The following is a 17,106-nucleotide window of genomic DNA, read 5'->3' as shown; positions in this document are numbered from 1 at the left end:
TATCTGAAGCAACAAAGAAACAGGAGCGCATAACGATGTCCACAATGAATATGTTGATTTGCCAGGAACCCAAAAAATTAATTCATGAGAAACGCGAAATTCCAATTCCGGATAAACAGGAAGCGCTAATTAAAATTAAGTCTGTCGGTATTTGCGGAACCGATATTCATGCCTGGGGAGGTAATCAACCTTTTTTTAGCTATCCGCGCGTGTTAGGCCATGAAATATGTGGGGATATTGTGACGCTCGGCGAGAAGGTGACGCAGTTTAAAGTGGGTCAACAGGTAGCGGTGATCCCGTATGTCGCCTGTCAGCAGTGTCCGGCGTGCCTGGGAGGACGAACGAACTGCTGCGAGAAGATCTCGGTGATCGGCGTGCATCAGGATGGGGGGTTTAGCGAGTATCTCAGCGTGCCGGCGACCAATCTGCTGTTGGCGGAGGGGATTGATCCTCAGGCTGCGGCGTTGATCGAGCCTTACGCGATTAGCGCGCATGCGGTACGCCGTGCCGCTATCGCCCCCGGTGAGCAGGTATTGGTCGTCGGAGCCGGACCGATTGGGATTGGCGCGGCGGCCATTGCCAAAGCAGAAGGGGCGCAGGTGGTGGTGGCCGATACCAGCGCTGCACGTCGCGAACACGTTGCTTCTCGTCTTGACCTGCCGGTAGTGGATCCCTCTGCGGCAGATTTTGAGGCTCAACTGCGCGCGCTGTTTGGCGGTTCACTGGCGCAGAAAGTGCTTGATGCGACGGGGAACCCGCATGCCATGAACAATAGCGTTAACCTGATCCGCCACGGCGGCACCATCGTTTTTGTCGGGCTGTTTAAAGGCGACTTGCAGTTCTCTGACCCGGAATTTCACAAGAAAGAGACCACCATGATGGGTAGCCGTAACGCCACGCCGGAGGATTTTGCGAAAGTGGGACGACTGATGGCAGAAGGCAAACTGAGCGCTGAAATGATGCTTACGCATCGCTATCCGTTCAGCCAGCTTGCGAAGATCTTCGAACAGGATGTGATTAACAACCGGGCGTTGATCAAAGGAGTGATTACGTTCTGACGATTGCCATGCAGCGCCCGGAGTGGTGTTGGGCGCTGTTTTTTTTATTGTCGGTGGTCAGCCCTGAGCGCTGACCACTTTGATTTCAACCATTCCGATCCCCAGCTTACGCGGCGAGTGACCGAGGATGTTGCCTTCGTTGGTCGGGACCGGATCGGGCGGGACAATCACCAGCGTATCGGCCTCTGTCGGGTTGTCGAAATGCAGCGTGGTGGTGGTGACATCGTGACCTAGCACCAGCGTCTGCTCTTCCTTGCCTACGCGCACCGGAATGGGGCGATTCGCATTGTCGCCGAAGGCTTTCGCGGTGATCACCAGATCGAATTTTTTCGGCAGCGGCTGTTTGTACTCGATCTTCACTTCTTCTGCCAGTTGCGCGTTAGACCAGCGTCCCCAGGATTCCGGACGAGAAATCCCGCTGAACTGCTTCACCTCTTCCGGCGCGCCTGCCACGTTGAAGATAAAGCTGTCGGCTTTATAGCGGATGTCGTTGTCGACAATTTTCAGGGTATCGACGTTGCCTTTATAGCGTTCCATGTCGATCATTGTGTCTTTAAAGGCCGTCCTACCTTTCCACTGCGCTTTATCAACATGCTGGACGATTTGCTCGCCGCCAAGCTGCCCCTGCGAGACACACCAGTCGGTTGAGAGCGCCAGTTCCGGTGACCACAACTGGCCCATCTTGTAGCAGCGATCGACCCAGACGAAGTTATCGCGTGGGGCAAAGTCGGCAAGCTGGTAGCGCAGCGGAGCGGAGTATTCACTTTCCGGCAGTGGCTCGACGCGCTTATCCGACACCCGCAGCAGCAGCGGCAGACGGAAATGGCTGCCGGAGAAGGCGATCATATTTTTATCCCGGTCGACGGTGAAATCTTTCATCTCTTTCGGGAAGTTCCACAGGCGAATGATGTCCGGCTTCATGGCGAGGATCTTTTCTTTGCTGTTGAGGAACACTTCCGACATCGACTGACCTGACAGGCTACTACGCCCCAGGCCAATAAAGTTATCGCCGCCGAGAATATCCAGCACCGTGGCGCCGTTATCCATGGTGTTACGTTTGACCGCCAGCGTCTCCTGCTGAGGCTTGTCGCCACGAATCACGAAAAACAGATTGTTGCGGTCCTGTTTGTTCAGGTATTTCCATGCGCTGTTGTTCATCGCCAGATGGTCCGAAGAGACCACGATCACCGTATCTTTAAACCACGGTGATGCTTTGATTTTATTGATAAATGCCGCGATATTTTCCTGGCTACAGCTGACGGCGCTAAAAGACTGGTTAGGTTTACCGTCGAAATCATAGCGTTTTCGCTGACAGGCACGTGAGATAAAGCCGTCCGGATGATGGGTATCGACGGTCAGGGTAAACAACGAAAAACGCTGGCCGGAACGGGAGAGCTCTTCGAACTTCTTCCACGCTTCATCCAGTACCGTATCGTCATAGAAGCCCCAGTCATTGCGGTAATTCGGATCGGCGACGACGCTTTTTAACTCTTCGGCGCCATACAGATAATCGAAGCCGTGGGACTTCAGGAACACGTCTTTCCCGGCAAAACGCAGGTTTGCCCCTTGCACAAAGTGGTTTTGATAGCCGGAGTTTTTCAGGATATCCCCGAGGCAGATATTTTGCGGGAAGAAGCTGGAGACTGACGCTGACGCGTTGCCTTCAAACGGCGCGAACAGGGGAATGCCGCACTGGGAAGCGACCATTCCGGCGATGGTGTAGTCTGTACCCGGTAACTGCTGGGTATGGCTGAAATCCATGCCTTCGTTTTTCAACGCGCCGAGTTCCGGGGTGAGTTCCGGGAAGGCCTCATTGTCGAAATAGGTACGCTCCAGGCTTTCACCGTAGATGTACACCAGATTCAGTTTCGGATTGGGGATGCTTTTCGCCGGTTCTTTATAGTAGGCCGCGAAATCGGGATCGCCCTCGCGGGTTTGAGATTTAACCAGCTCGCTTATCTGACGAAATGCCGGGCTGGCATCGACGGAGCCCAGCGCCAACAGCAGTGCCAGCAGGCTGTAACCAAAATGGTGGGGATGATGGCGACGACGACGCAGCACCCAGCCCAGCGTGCCAAAGACCACCACGAGCGCTAATGCAATGCCGATGCCCGGCAGAATGTATTTGCCGACACCGGCCCCTGTCAGACTGTTCGTCAACGTGTAGAGTACGGCATCGTTAATTCCATCACCGGTGAAATAGTCGCTGGCGAAAAGCGTGATATTCAGAATCACAAAAAGTCCCAGCACCGTCAGGGTAGCGATAAACCACCAGGTGTTGCGACCCGCTTTGCAGGCATAAATCAATACAGAGGCAAGAAACAGCGCGATGGAGAGTAACTCAGACAACGGACGATCCTCACAAATAGCCTTGTGATTAGGCTTTAAACCAGGCCTTCGACTGGCAGATTAGCGTTTACAGAAAGTACAATGTAATGGGGTTGTCACTTAGCTGCAATTCTAGTGACATTTAATTACCTTGTTATTCAGAATTGGTTTAGAAAGAGGCTTTTTTGATCGCCGTCACTTCCCGCCATGCCTGGGATGAGCATGAAAGAAGGGCGAAAAGGGGGGAGAAGCGCCGCGACTGGCGGAAAACGACCAAAACGCGGCGTCGGGGATCAGGAAATAAAGTTCATACCCTGTTTGAGTACCAGGTCGCAGGCTTTGGTTTTCACCTTTTCTGCGAGCGGCGTGCTGCCGATATTGTTCAGGTTAAGCTGCTGACCGTCTTTGGTATTGAGCAGACCCTGAATGCCGTCCAGATAGTTGGTGTCCTGCTTTTGCTCGGTAGCGCCGAGGCCAAGCTTATCCAGTACCTGATTTTTCACATTTTCCGCATCGGTAACGGACGCCAGCTTCTGCTTCGCGCAGTATTGCAAAATCCCGGCGGCGTTATTCATATTGTTCGCACTCAGCGCCTGGTTGCCGCCGTTCAGCAGGCTGGTCAGGGAAGAGAGCGAGGTGCCGCTTTGCGATGAGGTGGTACTCTGCTTGCTCAGTTCGCTGGCGGCGCTGGAGAGCGAGTCTTGCCATGAGGCGGCGAAAGTACTGGCTGCGAAGCAGGCGCTGGCCGCGATCGCGCAGCACAGCAAACGTTTTGTCGTTTTCATTGTGATTACTCGTGTATAGAACTTTGTCGGAGTATAGCGCCGCTCAGTCTAAGAATGGTCTTAATACTCTTTGCCGGTTACCCGACTGCGGAAACTGTCCCAATCGAAAGTTACCCACAAGCTGTTGCCCAATCGCATGCGATCCATCACGCGTTCACCCAGCAGTTTGGTCATCTCTTCCATACTACTGTTAGTGAGCATGCCAGTCGGGCGCTTTGAAGAGGAACGACGATCGACGATCTGGTTGATGATCACCTTTTCATAGCGTGATTCGGTTTGCATACCAATTTCATCGATGACCAGCAGATCAACATTGCTCAAATCGTTGAGCAACTGCTCTTCGCTGGTTTGGCGATTGCTGAACGTCTCTTTCATCGCCGACATGATGTCCGCCACGGTGATTATCAGCACTGACTTCCCGCGCAGCAGCAGCTCGTTGCAGATTGCCGCAGCCAGGTGGTTTTTCCCAGTACCTGGTTTACCATAAAAAATAAAGCCCGCTATATTACCATCGAAAGCTTCAACATATTGTCGTGCTTTGCTTAAGGCATTCATCTGACCATCATTCTCAACGTGGTAGTTATCGAACGAGCAGTTTTGATGTAATGGACGGATGCCGGAACGGTTAAAAGTGCGCTGCATTTTCATCGCCCGGTTTTCGCGAGCCAGTGCGGCGGCACGAATTTCACCTTGCTCCTTCTGCCATGCCAGCAGCTCTTCACCCGTTTTGAACGCCGGTTCGATATGGGCGGGCATCATTTTTTGCAGACGTTTCATTAGATCGCCAACGTTTTTCATTATTACCCCCTAAAGCCTGGCGGAATACGAGTATCAATTTCCGAGATCGTGTTCACATCGCGCTTCGGCAGGCCGCCGTTGCTTGCGCGGCCGATCTGGACGCTGCGCGCCAGTTTTTGCTGCCACTGCACATGATGAAACACTTTGCCTTCCGCTTGCCAGTAAGTCACGAACGAAGCCAGCTCTTCAGCGGTGACCGGCTCTCTTAACGCCACGCCCCACAGTGCGGCCTGACGCTGAAAGTCGGCATCCGGCTGCCAGGCGGGATACATGGCGAATTTCCCCAGCGGTACGGCGACCGGCACCGGTTGCGGTTCTTCATAAAACTGTGCATCCAGCGTCACATCGCTCCCAGGACGAGCGAGCTTTTCTTCGAGCGCCAGCAGTTGCGCCAGGCGTGCGGGGGTCAGCGCATAAAAAGCCGGGGCGTTATTGGCAAACACCGCCACCGCGCCAGCTTCAGACTTCGCCAGCACCGTCTGGTGATCGTGTAATAAGGCGTCAATACCAATGACGTCCGGGGTCAAAATTCTGGATGACATAACGTTTCTCAATACCGACTACAACCGAGAAGGGACACTGCTTCTATAGTAACACACCGATGAGGAGGAGCGGCAGGGATGCGCCTGCCGCGGCGATTAAACGCGTGGGCGTTTTCGGTAGAGCCACAAGCCGGGCACGGAGAGTCCGATCGAAAGCGCGCCCACAATCGACGAGGCTTTCAGGAAATTGGTCAGCAGCGTAATCATCAACGGTTCGCTGTAGCCGAAGTGGCCGATTTTCACCGCAGAGATCATTGCCGTGTAGGCTGAAATTCCGGGGAACATCGGGATCACCGCCGCAACGGTAAACACTTTGGGATGCGCCAGATACCAGCGCGACCATTGGATGCCGATGCTGCCGACAAGCAGCGAGGCAACAAACGTTGACCATTCAATATTAAACCCGGCGGTCATCATCACCATACGCGAACCGTGACCGAGCGCACCGAGCAGCGCGCACCAGGGCAGGGCGCGGTGGGGGACGTTAAAGACCATCGCAAACCCCAGTGCCGGGATCGCGGAAAGCAGCATGTCCTGCATCAGCGCGAGAATGAAATCGATTATACCCATCCGCGAAGCCCCCAAAGTGTCAGCGCCATGACCACGCCCACGCAGGTTGCGAGCGTCAGCAAGCTGGCGATCGCCCAGCGCGCCAGACCGGTATTGATGTGTCCTTTAAACATATCCGCCACCGCGTTGATCAGCGGAAAACCGGGAACCAGCAGCAGGACGCTGGCGGCCATCGCCACCGTGGGCGTCTGGCTAAAGGCGGGAAGGTGTAACATCAGGCCGGAAATGGTGGTCGCGACAAAAGCCGTGACGCAAAAGTTGATCTGTGGATGCAAATGACGATGCGCCAGGATTTGACGAATATACATAGCCACCATGCTGGCAAAAAAGGTAATCACCGCGCCGTCCCAACCGCCGTTATTCAGCTTACAGAAGCAGGCGCAGGAGAGACCGACCATCAACGCGACCAGCCAGCGCGGATAGCGCAGGGGCCTGACCTGGCTGAAACGTTTCTCGACGCCTTTGTAATCCAGCAGCTTATGTTCGGCGAGAATGACGATGTGCTGAACCTCAGTGACCACATGCATATTAATGCCGCGATCCTGGTTTTTTCGCGTGGAGGTCAGGCATTGCCCATCTTTAATAGTGGTCAGAACGATAGCATTGGAGGAGATAGCGCTTTCGACGCTGTCCATCCCCAATGCCAGCCCAAGTCGGGTAGAGAGTTCATCAACCAACGCGCTCTCCGCGCCGTGTTGCAGTAAAAAAAGCCCACACTGAATGCATAACCGTGTAACCGTTCGCTGTAATGACTGCTCTTCTTGCATGACTCGCCCTGGCTGAAAAGACGCGTTACGTACTGTCGAATGACGAAAGACATCTTTGTATCACGAAGTGCGCGTTTTTTGGCTCCGGCTGAGATCAATCTTTCTGTTGAAAAAAGAACCCGCTCTACGGCGGTCGGAATTTGAACTGCGCCACAGTTTTGCTAAATCGGTGAAAAGTGCAATTTTTAACCGCATTTAGCCCTTCTTTTTCTGTGTCTGCTTATCAAAAATGCAATTTGAAACTTTTATTCAACATTGATTAAACAAATAATCAACGATGCAGACGAGGAATGTGATGAAAACTCAGGTCGCAATTATTGGGGCAGGACCTTCCGGCCTGCTACTGGGGCAATTACTGCATAAGGTGGGGATCCGCACACTCATCATTGAACGTCAGACGCCGGAGTATGTGCTGGGGCGCATCCGGGCGGGGATCCTCGAGAGTGGGACGGTTTCGCTTTTGCGGGAAGCTGGTGTGGCGCAGCGCATGGACAGCGAAGGTCTCGTACATCATGGCGTTGAGTTTATTTTTGATGGCAAACGCATTCCCGTCGCGCTGAGTGAATTGACCGGCGGCAAAAGCGTGATGGTCTACGGACAAACGGAAGTCACACGGGACCTGATGCAAGCGCGTAGCGACTGTGGTGCGCCTACGATTTATGGCGTTCAGCAGGTAGACATTCACGGTGCTAAAAGTGACCGTCCTTTTGTCACGTTTGAGAAAGAAGGGGAGAAGTGCCGCATTGAGTGCGACTTCATTGCCGGGTGTGATGGATTCCACGGCGTTTCCCGACAAAGTATTCCGCGTGATGTCATTCGCGAATACGAAAGCATCTGGCCGTTTGGTTGGCTGGGGCTGCTGGCCGATACGCCGCCAGTCAATCCGGAGTTGATTTATGCGCATCATGAGCGCGGATTTGTACTTTGTAGTCAGCGCTCACTAACACGAAGTCGCTACTATTTGCAGGTCCCGCTCAGCGAGCAGGTGGACTCCTGGAGCGATGAGCGTTTCTGGGGCGAGCTGAAACGGCGTCTGCCTGATGAACTGGCCATGAAGTTAGTGACTGGTCACTCACTTGAAAAGAGTATCGCACCATTACGTAGCTACGTGGTGGAACCGATGCAATATGGCAAGCTCTTTCTGGTTGGTGATGCGGCGCATATCGTGCCGCCGACCGGTGCAAAGGGACTGAATCTGGCCGCGTCTGATGTGAATTATTTATGGCGTATTTTGACGCAGTACTATCAGCACGGGCGTAACGACCTGCTGGCGACCTATTCCCGACTGGCCCTGAACCGGGTATGGAAGGGGGAGCGTTTCAGCTGGTTTATGACCCATCTGCTGCATGATTTTCAGGGAAAGAGCGATTTTGATCGCAAGATGCAGGAGGCGGACCGTCAGTACTATCTGGGCTCGCAAGCGGGACTGACGACGATCGCGGAGAACTATGTCGGACTGCCTTACGAAAAGATTGGTGAGTAATGAGGAAAAATGATGCCACCGGCTGACATTGTCCCTGTTTTTAAATTGTATGGTGAACACCAGGGATGGCCCACTCCCGACCTGCTGCACTGCGAATCAATTCATCAGCGCAGCAGTTTATATGAGTGGCATATTCGGGTGCATCAGCATGCGGAGATCGTCCAGTTGCTCTACTTGCATCGGGGGGAGGCAACGATTGAAATCGAGGGGCAGACGACGGTGATGCGTGATGCCTGTATTCAGGTCGTCCCTGCGCTTTGTGTCCACGGTTTTCGCTTTTCCCCCGGAACGCAAGGTTACGTTCTTTCTCTGGCGTTACCGCTGATTGGCCGCCTGGAGTCTCAGTTCCCACAGCCGTTGTCATTGCTCACTACCCCTCAGTGCGTGCCGGTGGCTCAGTCTCGCAGCCACATCCGCACGTTGTTTTCCGCCTTGCAGAGGGAGTATCAGACGGATAACGAGGCGCGGGAAATGATGCTGTTTTCATTGCTGAGCGCGCTGCTGGTCTGGCTTCGTCGGCAGCGTCTGCCGGTTCAGCCACCGAATGACACCCTGGCGCGCCGGCGTAGCGCAATACGCCTTTTTGCCCGGCAGATTGAGAGCCACTATCGCGAACATCTTCCCCTTGCAGAATACGCGCATCGAATCGGGCTTTCCGCAAATTACCTGAATCAGTTATGCCGTGAATTTCATCATTGCAGTGCATTAAGCGTTTTGCATCAGCGGTTGATGCTCGAAGCCAAACGTAGCCTGCAATATACCAGCATGACGGTAAGCCAGATCTCCGACTATCTGGGATTCAGCGATGTTACCTATTTTTCCCGCTTCTTTAAAAAACACGCCGCGTTGTCTCCGAAGGCATACCGGGAATATATTAAGAATAAATAGCTTGTCCAAATTTGGATAAATAAAAAATTCATATATAAAATAAGAATGTTTAATATCCTGTTCTGGAATGCGACGTATCTATCGACAATATCGACTTGTATTATACCCCGTGATAGTTGTATAACCGCATTTTACGGAATTAACGTTAAAACACCAGGGATAAACAATTCATATTGTCTATTGTTTTGTTTTTTGTATTGCATAATTGTATGTGTTAATTCAAATGCGATTCATTAATAACAGAAAGATAAAAGCATATGAATATGGAGGATATATGTTGCCAGGATGCTGCAAAAACGGAATTGTCATCAGTAAAGTTCCCGTGATACAAGCGGGACTCCACGGGGTTATGCAACTGCATTTCCCGGAGTATGAACTCACCATCTGTAGTGTCGTAGAAGAACTCACGCCACTACAACTGCGTCGGACGGAATTGGTGATCGTGGATTTAACCGGTGACTGCCATCACCCGCGCACTGTCTGCGAGCGATTCTACGCACTTCTTTCTCAATACCGTGATATCCACTGGGTTTTCATGGTGTCGCGCGCGTATTACGCGCAGGCGGTCGAATTGTTGATGCGCCCCTCCAGTACGCTGCTGTCTGATGTCGAACCGATTGAGAGTCTGGTAAGTACTATCCGCTCGGGACACAGCAGCCCTGACCGAATCAGCAAAATGCTGTTGTCACCCCCAGAATTAGAACCTCTGGAATTTGGTTCTCACGCCATTCTTTTAACGCTATCAGAGCGAAAAGTACTGCGCCTGCTGGGGAAAGGTTGGGGGATTAATCAGATTGCGGCATTACTTAAAAAAAGTAACAAAACCATCAGCGCCCAAAAAAATAGCGCGATGCGCCGATTATCAATACACAGTAATGCGGAAATGTACGCATGGATTAACAGTTCTCAGGGAGCCAGGGAGCTGAATTTACCTTCAGTATATGGAGAGACAGCAGAATGGAAAATAGAAACTGTACGCGAAATGTCGCACTCATAGAAAAATGTGTTATGAGTGGTATTGGTATTCAGAGTTTATTTAACGCAACGTTTGATAGCCAATATAAATTACACCTCTATTTGACGCTGGATGATTTTCAACAGGCGATGGGTACGACTGCTTTTTCTGCCATTATTTTCTCTCTCTCCTCGATCAGAAAAGACAGGCGGGTGGGGTTGATGAGTCTGATCGAACTGGCTGAAAATTATCCCGGCATGCGTCGCCTGGTGATCGCGGATGATGATGTTGAAGCGCGTTTAATCAGCGCACTGTCGCCCTTACCGTTGGATGGCGTACTGAGCAAAGCCGCTTCGCTCCCCGCGCTGCAGGAGGCGTTATTTACTGCGCTAGGCGGTACGCGGCGGATCAGCGAAAGTAACAGCAATCTCTGGTATCTCAATCAGAGTCGTATGCTGAGCCCGACAGAGCGTGAGATTTTGCGCTTCATGTCCTGCGGTTATTCAATGCCGCAAATCGCGACAGAACTGGCGCGAAATATTAAAACCATCCGGGCGCACAAGTTTAATGTGATGTCGAAACTGGGCGTCAATTCTGACGCCAGTTTACTGCATGCGGCGGATATTCTGCTTTAATCGCCGCGAAAGCAAAGGGTTGATGTTTACTGGCACACATCAACCCAGGTGGCGGAAGTCAGCTCAGCCATGCGCTCTGGCGTAATACGCACTGCGCTATGAGTGGCACCGGCGGCCGGAAGGACTTCGGTGAACGATCGTAAAGAGACGTCACAATAAACAGGCAACGGGGTTTCCAGCCCGAAAGGACAAACCCCGCCAACGGGATGTCCTGTCGCGTTGACGACTTCATCACTGCTCAGCATACGGGCTTTGGCACCGAAAGTGCTTTTGAGTTTTTTATTGTCCAGTCTTGCATCGCCTTTGGCGACGACCAGGATGATAGCGTCCTTAACCTTCAACGAAAGGGTCTTCGCTATCTGTCCGGGCTGTACGTTATGCGCTTTTGCCGCCAGCTCAACCGTCGCGGTGCTTTGATTTAATTCAATGATTTCAATATCCGGGGCATGTTCGGCTAAAAATTGCCGTACCGATTGCAGACTCATTTGATTCTCCTGACACCATTTCTACAGTCCTCAACGCTTCAGAAAACTGCTGGCGTAATTTGGCATAAGTCTTCCAGTACTGTAAATATTTTAATGTAACAAACCAGCAACATGGGCGATTTTTCGATCCTCTTCACATTCACGGAAACCGGTTACCGTAACCGGTTGCAGTCCTCGAAAGAGCGATTAATACTGGAGCTGTCACTTCCTCTGTATCACATAAAAAGAGCCACTTATGAAATCTACCAACCATGCAGTCTTTAATGTGATTTTCCGGTTTGTTGAAAACTATGTCAGCCCGATTGCCGGGCGCATTTCTTCACAGCGTCATGTTATGGCTATCCGTGACGGCTTTATCTCTGCGATGCCATTTATGATTGTCGGATCGTTTTTGTTGGTATTTGCCTATCCTCCGTTTTCACCCGATACCACCTGGGGCTTTGCCCGGACCTGGCTGGATCTGGCGAAGCAGTTTGAAGGGCAGATCCTGACCCCCTTTGATATGACCATGGGGATCATGTCGATCTACATCTGTGCCGCCATTGCCTATAACCTGGGCAAACATTACGTCAAGTCATATCAGTTGGACCCGTTCATGTGCGCCATGCTCTCTATCATGGCGTTCTTACTGGTCGCCGCGCCTAAAACAAAAGGCACTCTGCCGGTGGACAGCCTCGGCGGAACGGGGATTTTTACGGCGATTCTGGTGGCGCTTTACTGCGTAGAAATGATGCGCTTTCTGAAAGCGCATAACATCGGCATTCGTTTACCCGATCAGGTCCCGCCGATGATCAAAAACTCATTCGATCTGCTGATCCCGGTGCTGGTGGTGGTGTTGACATTATACCCACTCAGCCTGCTGATTCAGGCACAGTTCGACATGCTCATCCCACAAGCCATTATGTCCATCTTCAAACCGCTGGTATCCGCTGCCGATTCTCTGCCAGCGATTTTACTGGCGGTACTGATTGGTCATCTGTTGTGGTTTGCCGGTATTCATGGTGCGGCGATCGTCTCCGGGATGCTGCAAATGTTCTGGCTGACCAACCTGGGTATGAACCAGACTGCGCTGGCGCAGGGGGCACCGTTACCGCATATTTTCATGGAGGCATTCTGGACGTTCTTCATCGTGATTGGCGGGTCGGGTGCGACGATGGGGCTGGTGATTTGCTATCTGCGCAGTCGTTCCGTACATCTGCGCTCAATAGGCCGACTGAGCGTAGTACCCAGTATCTTTAACATTAACGAGCCGGTGATTTTCGGTACGCCAATTGTTATGAATCCGGTGTTCTTTATTCCTTTCCTGTTAGCGCCGATGGTGAACGCCGTGCTGGCATGGGCGGCGATGAAACTGGATCTGATTGGTCGTGTAATTTCGGTTGTGCCATGGACTGCGCCAGCGCCAGTCGGAGCCGCGTGGGCATTAGGCTGGGATTATCGTGCTGCAATTCTGGTGGTGCTTCTGGCAATCGTTTCAGCCGTCATCTACTTCCCGTTCTTTAAAGTGTACGAGAAGCAACTGCTGGAACAAGAGGCGGAAGAGGCACAACGTTCAGACGCGGAAAACGAGCAGATTGCGTAGTTATCATCAGGGGGCGAACGCTCCCTGACTACTTCAGCGTACAGTCACCACACTGCTGAACGTCCGGCAGACGATAACGCTGACAGCATGTTCTGCGTACCAAGACGCCTTCACGAGGGACGACCGTACGCCAGAGCGGGTTGTCAGCCCCACAGGACAACTGCTTTTCAAAGAAGCAGGTCTGGCGCAGCGTATTCAACAATGTTTCACCCAGCAGCGGTTTCATTTCAGTGAGATACCAGTTAATCAGATAGCCGGTATTGCTCCAGATAAGTTTGCCGTTGATCTCTCCGGTCGCCTCTAGTGCCTGGATGACCGGCGTCAGCGCCTGCTTAACCAGCGTTTCCATGCGTGCCTGCGGGGATTGCGTTGTCGCCAGTTGATCCTGATGTACGTCGATCCAGAAGCACGCAGCACGCCCGGTTTCGTGAAACTCAACGTGGATATGTTCGGGCGAGACATCAATGGCTGTTTCCTGCGTGAGCAGGGCTAGCATGAGGGGAGGTACCATCAGACCGATGTACCACTGCGCCCACAGCGAGATTAGCGGCTTATTTTCGCGCGACTGCGTGGGATGGTTACGATAAATATGATCGGAGTAAATTGCCAGCAGAGACTGAAGCTCGCTGGGGCGACACCATTGTGCCAGCGTCATCGCACTTTGTGGTGCGGGTTCATCCAGACGGATAAAATCCAGCAGATGCTCACGCGTCTGGGCTATGGTTGCGCGTACGGCTTCGGCCAGCGAGGGCATCTGTGGCTGGAGATGCGTTCGCCAGATGACATCGTCAATGATCGGTGCGGAACGATAGGCCATAGTCTGGATAGTAATCTAAATGATAATGATTGCCAATCCTAACGATAGCGATAACCGATAGCAAGATCTTTGTCAGCTGACGTTTAACGGCGCACGAATGCGCCATCGTTCGTCAGGCGATACCCGGATCGTCACTGACTAAAATATGGTTACGACCCAAATCCTTAGCTTTATAGAGCGCCTGATCGGCATGAAGAATGGCTCCTTCGACATCGCTCCCCACCAGAGGCGCAATACCGATACTGATCGTGACGTGAGTTGCGACGCTCTCATTGAACATATGGGGAATTTTGAGATCGTAAACATTCTGTCGGATGCGTTCCGCTACCGTGCGGGCGGTTTGTGGGTCGATCGCCGTCAGTAACACCATAAACTCTTCTCCCCCAAACCGGGCGACGACATCACGTGAACGCACAGCGTTGCGGATCGCAGCAGAAACGCGGATCAGCGCCTGATCGCCCATCATATGCCCATAGTGATCGTTGTAGGCTTTGAAATGGTCGATGTCGATCAGTAAAACGTAATGTTCATGCGTGTCGAGTTCCAGCACGGCTTTCAGCTTATGCTGGAGTCCCCGCCGATTGTACAGGCCCGTTAATGGGTCAAGCATGCTCAGGTCAGTCAGTGTCTCTTTTTCGGCGAGCAGTTTGAACATCAGTTGCTGGGCGAAGTCGTCATAGCGCTTTTGAATCACATGCTGAATCGCGATACCGGCCATGGGCAGGGCCATAAAAAAGAGTAACTGCAGGCCATGTTCGTGGCCGTTTAGCCATAAACAGACGAATAAGGATGGCAGCGAATGAAGGGTGAAAGCGATGATATTATTGGCAAAAGCAATTGAGCCAATAAATAACACCGTCAGCAGTGCAACCAGCAAAAAAGAATAGTCAGGATTCTGCTGAGCCAGGTATTTCAGCGTAATGTGCGCTGCCCATAACCCACCAAAGAGTAGCGAGATAGCATGGAGATTAATCCGCTTCTTCGCATACTTTACATGCCATGTCAGTAACGCAGTGCTCAGCACAAGGATGAGAGATCCTGGTGTGGAGATGGTTTTACTGGGAAAGATCGGAAAGGCTACGGCAAACAACGCGGAAACAGCGTTGAGAAACAAAAAGAGTCGCAGAGAGAGTTGGTATTTTTTCGTGCGCAGAGTTTGCCAGGATTGTGCAGTCATATCTTAACGTCATTATTTATCTAACAATTACACTGTTCAGGTCACACAAATAATGGGCGAGAAGATGCTCGCTTAAGTTCAGATTATTGTGTCTCTATGTTTACCGCTGTGCAATTTATCACCTTAAATAATTCGTGTCATCATTACTTAAGTAAAGCTCATGTAAGTGGTCTATGGATTACTGACAAATGAGAAAATTTATCATATGATATTGGTTATCATTATCGGTATGAGAGGTGAAACCATGTTGCAACGGGCGCTGGGCAGTGGATGGGGAGTCTTGCTGCCGGGGATCGTGATTGCCGGGCTGGCGTTTGCCGATCTTTCTCTCGGGGCATGGAAGACCATTATTGTATTCGGGTTACTGCTGACACCGGCTATGCTTTATCACAAACATTTGCGGCACTTTGTATTGTTACCATCATGCGTTGTGTTGATCGGCGGAATGATGCTGGTGATGATGAACTGGAATCAGGGATGAATTTTGGAGAGGAAGGTAAGATAATTGGTGCGAGGGGGGGGACTTGAACCCCCACGTCCGTAAGGACACTAACACCTGAAGCTAGCGCGTCTACCAATTCCGCCACCTTCGCACAGTCATCTTACTTTTTGATATCGCCTCGTTGGTGCGAGGGGGGGGACTTGAACCCCCACGTCCGTAAGAACACTAACACCTGAAGCTAGCGCGTCTACCAATTCCGCCACCTTCGCCCAGTGCGAGCAATATCAACGTGGTTTATGGTGCGAGGGGGGGGACTTGAACCCCCACGTCCGTAAGGACACTAACACCTGAAGCTAGCGCGTCTACCAATTCCGCCACCTTCGCATACCATCGATTCTTAAAAAGAATCGCTACCACGGAGGCGCATTCTAGTGGTTTTCAGTTTTTCGTCAATAGTTAATTACGTAGGATAGCGGTGATTGCTGCAAAAACGGCCATTCGCATGGCCGTTCAGGCTACTGACAAAGAAGGAAAAAACGTGGTTTTTCCTTCTTTGTGGTTATCAGACGAAAATCAATGAGTTGATTTTCCTTGTTTTTAATGAGGTGATCTCTGCTTGTTCGGTATCGGGATGAGGTTTGTCATCCCTCTCAACGGCCATTCGCATGGCCGTTATCGCGACTAGGCTTTTTTCGCCTGGCGGGTCATGACCGTACGATACACTTTGAAGCGTCCGGTTTGGGCGATGACCTCGTGGAAGCCAAAGGTCTCATCCAGTACCTGCGGATACGGCAGGAAGGCGTTAGCAACAATGCGCAGTTCGCCACCACTGTTCAGATGACGTACGGCACCGCGAATCAGAGATTGTGCGGCATCAAGGCTGGTTTGCATGCCGTCATGGAACGGTGGGTTAGAGATGATCATATCAAAGCGCCCCGTCACTTCAGAGAAGACGTTGCTGGCAAAGACTTCGCCCTCAATGCCATTCGCCGCCAGGGTGGCGCGACTGGCTTCCACCGCCGGCGCGGCGACGTCACAGAGCGTTAAACGCACTTTCGGTGAGTGACTGACCAGCGCGACAGAAAGTACACCTGCGCCACAGCCGACGTCCAGCACTTTACCTTTAGTGTGTGGTGTCAGCGTGGAGAGCAGTAACTGGCTGCCGACATCCAGACCATCGCGGCTGAAGACGCCAGGCAAGGTTTTGATCGTCAGCCCATCAACGTGGTACTCGCCCCAGAATTTATCGGCATCAAACATCGGCTGCGTTTCCAGACGACCATGATACAGGCCGCAACGACGCGCGCTGTCAATTTTGTTCAGCGGGGCATATTCCGCCAGCATTTGCTCGGCGCTACGTACGCCACTGCGGTTTTCACCGACTACGAAAATGTCGGTTCCCACAGGAAGCAGCGACAGAATATTCATCAACTGGAACTGGGCTTCCGGCTTGTTTTTCGGCCAGTAATAGATAAAGGTGTCACAGTCGGCAACGTCTTGCGCTTGTGCGACAAGGCTGAAACGTGCGTTGTCGCCCATCTGGCGGCTCAGCACCTGCCAGTGGTGGAACTGTTGGGTATGCACGCGGCGGTCTGCGCTTTCAAAGCGCGCGGGCAGGTCATCCTGCAAGTCTCCGGCAAACAGAATACGGCTTTGTTCGAAATCATCACTGTGGCGCAGCAAGACTTCACTTGCCGGGGTAAAAGCAGACATGGAAAACTCCTTAATTCATACAGCGGGCGATTATAGACGTTTGATGGCGTCTATTCGACTAATTTGCTATATTTGCGCCCC

Annotated in this window: 17 protein-coding genes and 3 tRNA genes; 7 read left to right on the top strand and 13 right to left on the bottom strand. The window is 52.0% G+C overall.

The features are described 5' to 3' along the window. The first annotated feature begins 35 nt into the window (after positions 1-35). On the top strand, positions 36-1,058 hold the full coding sequence (locus HVZ37_RS18915) for a zinc-binding alcohol dehydrogenase family protein (protein WP_181627880.1): 1,023 nt from the start codon (positions 36-38) through the stop codon (positions 1,056-1,058). Between the two features lie 57 nt (positions 1,059-1,115). On the opposite strand, the gene opgB is transcribed toward HVZ37_RS18915, so the two are convergent. The 6 genes from opgB to HVZ37_RS18885 all read right to left on the bottom strand — a co-directional run bounded on the left by opgB (position 1,116) and on the right by HVZ37_RS18885 (position 6,848). Beyond that, positions 1,116-3,407: a phosphatidylglycerol--membrane-oligosaccharide glycerophosphotransferase gene (gene opgB, locus HVZ37_RS18910; RefSeq protein ID WP_181627879.1), complete on the bottom strand. Its 2,292-nt coding sequence runs from the start codon at positions 3,405-3,407 to the stop codon at positions 1,116-1,118. Positions 3,408-3,679: 272 nt separating this feature from the next. Beyond that, positions 3,680-4,171, bottom strand: a complete 492-nt coding sequence (locus HVZ37_RS18905; protein WP_109739490.1) for a DUF2501 domain-containing protein — start codon at positions 4,169-4,171, stop codon at positions 3,680-3,682. A gap of 60 nt (positions 4,172-4,231) precedes the next feature. Further along, positions 4,232-4,969, bottom strand: a complete 738-nt coding sequence (dnaC, locus tag HVZ37_RS18900; RefSeq protein WP_109739489.1) for a DNA replication protein DnaC — start codon at positions 4,967-4,969, stop codon at positions 4,232-4,234. Positions 4,970-4,971: 2 nt separating this feature from the next. Then, complete coding sequence (gene dnaT / locus HVZ37_RS18895; protein ID WP_109739488.1) at positions 4,972-5,511, bottom strand: primosomal protein DnaT; 540 nt, start codon at positions 5,509-5,511, stop codon at positions 4,972-4,974. A 96-nt stretch (positions 5,512-5,607) separates the two neighbouring features. After that, positions 5,608-6,081: a threonine/serine exporter gene (locus HVZ37_RS18890; RefSeq protein WP_042999321.1), complete on the bottom strand. Its 474-nt coding sequence runs from the start codon at positions 6,079-6,081 to the stop codon at positions 5,608-5,610. Then, on the bottom strand, positions 6,072-6,848 hold the full coding sequence (locus HVZ37_RS18885) for a threonine/serine exporter ThrE family protein (RefSeq protein ID WP_042999322.1): 777 nt from the start codon (positions 6,846-6,848) through the stop codon (positions 6,072-6,074). Before HVZ37_RS18885 ends, HVZ37_RS18890 begins: the two co-directional genes overlap by 10 nt. A 295-nt stretch (positions 6,849-7,143) precedes the next feature. Between HVZ37_RS18885 and pobA the strand changes: the two genes are divergently transcribed. The 4 genes from pobA to bglJ all read left to right on the top strand — a co-directional run bounded on the left by pobA (position 7,144) and on the right by bglJ (position 10,809). Then, the gene (gene pobA / locus HVZ37_RS18880) at positions 7,144-8,331 is read left to right on the top strand and encodes a 4-hydroxybenzoate 3-monooxygenase (protein WP_181627878.1); all 1,188 of its coding nucleotides are present in this window, start codon (positions 7,144-7,146) and stop codon (positions 8,329-8,331) included. Between the two features lie 12 nt (positions 8,332-8,343). After that, positions 8,344-9,219, top strand: a complete 876-nt coding sequence (locus tag HVZ37_RS18875) for a helix-turn-helix domain-containing protein (RefSeq protein ID WP_042999324.1) — start codon at positions 8,344-8,346, stop codon at positions 9,217-9,219. 274 nt (positions 9,220-9,493) lie between these two features. After that, on the top strand, positions 9,494-10,216 hold the full coding sequence (locus HVZ37_RS18870) for a response regulator transcription factor (protein ID WP_042999325.1): 723 nt from the start codon (positions 9,494-9,496) through the stop codon (positions 10,214-10,216). Then, positions 10,177-10,809: a DNA-binding transcriptional activator BglJ gene (bglJ, locus tag HVZ37_RS18865; RefSeq protein ID WP_044253909.1), complete on the top strand. Its 633-nt coding sequence runs from the start codon at positions 10,177-10,179 to the stop codon at positions 10,807-10,809. The genes HVZ37_RS18870 and bglJ overlap by 40 nt, the downstream gene beginning before the upstream one ends. A gap of 26 nt (positions 10,810-10,835) precedes the next feature. On the opposite strand, the gene HVZ37_RS18860 is transcribed toward bglJ, so the two are convergent. Next, entirely contained in the window at positions 10,836-11,294 is a 459-nt protein-coding gene (locus HVZ37_RS18860) for a YbaK/EbsC family protein (protein ID WP_044253912.1), read from the bottom strand. 235 nt (positions 11,295-11,529) lie between these two features. On the opposite strand from HVZ37_RS18860, the gene HVZ37_RS18855 reads away from it, so the two are divergent. Next, positions 11,530-12,876: a PTS sugar transporter subunit IIC gene (locus HVZ37_RS18855; protein ID WP_042999328.1), complete on the top strand. Its 1,347-nt coding sequence runs from the start codon at positions 11,530-11,532 to the stop codon at positions 12,874-12,876. A 28-nt stretch (positions 12,877-12,904) separates the two neighbouring features. Here the strand turns inward: HVZ37_RS18855 and fhuF are convergent, their stop codons facing one another. Both fhuF and HVZ37_RS18845 read right to left on the bottom strand, forming a co-directional pair. Further along, positions 12,905-13,693, bottom strand: a complete 789-nt coding sequence (gene fhuF, locus HVZ37_RS18850; RefSeq protein ID WP_042999329.1) for a siderophore-iron reductase FhuF — start codon at positions 13,691-13,693, stop codon at positions 12,905-12,907. Positions 13,694-13,805: 112 nt separating this feature from the next. Continuing rightward, positions 13,806-14,870, bottom strand: a complete 1,065-nt coding sequence (locus tag HVZ37_RS18845) for a GGDEF domain-containing protein (protein ID WP_042999330.1) — start codon at positions 14,868-14,870, stop codon at positions 13,806-13,808. 244 nt (positions 14,871-15,114) lie between these two features. Here HVZ37_RS18845 and HVZ37_RS18840 point away from each other — a divergent pair, with 244 nt between their 5' ends. Then, a complete protein-coding gene (locus HVZ37_RS18840) occupies positions 15,115-15,351 on the top strand; it encodes a DUF1435 domain-containing protein (RefSeq protein WP_080343205.1) in 237 nt (78 codons plus the stop codon). Positions 15,352-15,376: 25 nt separating this feature from the next. Here the strand turns inward: HVZ37_RS18840 and HVZ37_RS18835 are convergent. The 4 genes from HVZ37_RS18835 to rsmC form a co-directional block, all read right to left on the bottom strand. Continuing rightward, positions 15,377-15,463 (bottom strand) — tRNA-Leu (locus HVZ37_RS18835). 31 nt (positions 15,464-15,494) lie between these two features. After that, positions 15,495-15,581, bottom strand: a tRNA-Leu gene (locus HVZ37_RS18830). A 28-nt stretch (positions 15,582-15,609) separates the two neighbouring features. Continuing rightward, a tRNA-Leu gene (locus tag HVZ37_RS18825) sits at positions 15,610-15,696 on the bottom strand. 297 nt (positions 15,697-15,993) lie between these two features. Further along, positions 15,994-17,025 (bottom strand): 16S rRNA (guanine(1207)-N(2))-methyltransferase RsmC, encoded by a 1,032-nt coding sequence (rsmC, locus tag HVZ37_RS18820; protein ID WP_181627877.1) that lies wholly within the window; start codon positions 17,023-17,025, stop codon positions 15,994-15,996. Between the last annotated feature and the right edge of the window lie 81 nt (positions 17,026-17,106).

It is taken from the genome of Citrobacter sp. RHB35-C17 (assembly GCF_013816795.1).
In the GTDB taxonomy this organism is placed as follows: Bacteria; Pseudomonadota; Gammaproteobacteria; order Enterobacterales; family Enterobacteriaceae; genus Citrobacter_A; species Citrobacter_A amalonaticus.
This window is presented reverse-complemented; position numbering and strand designations above follow the sequence as displayed.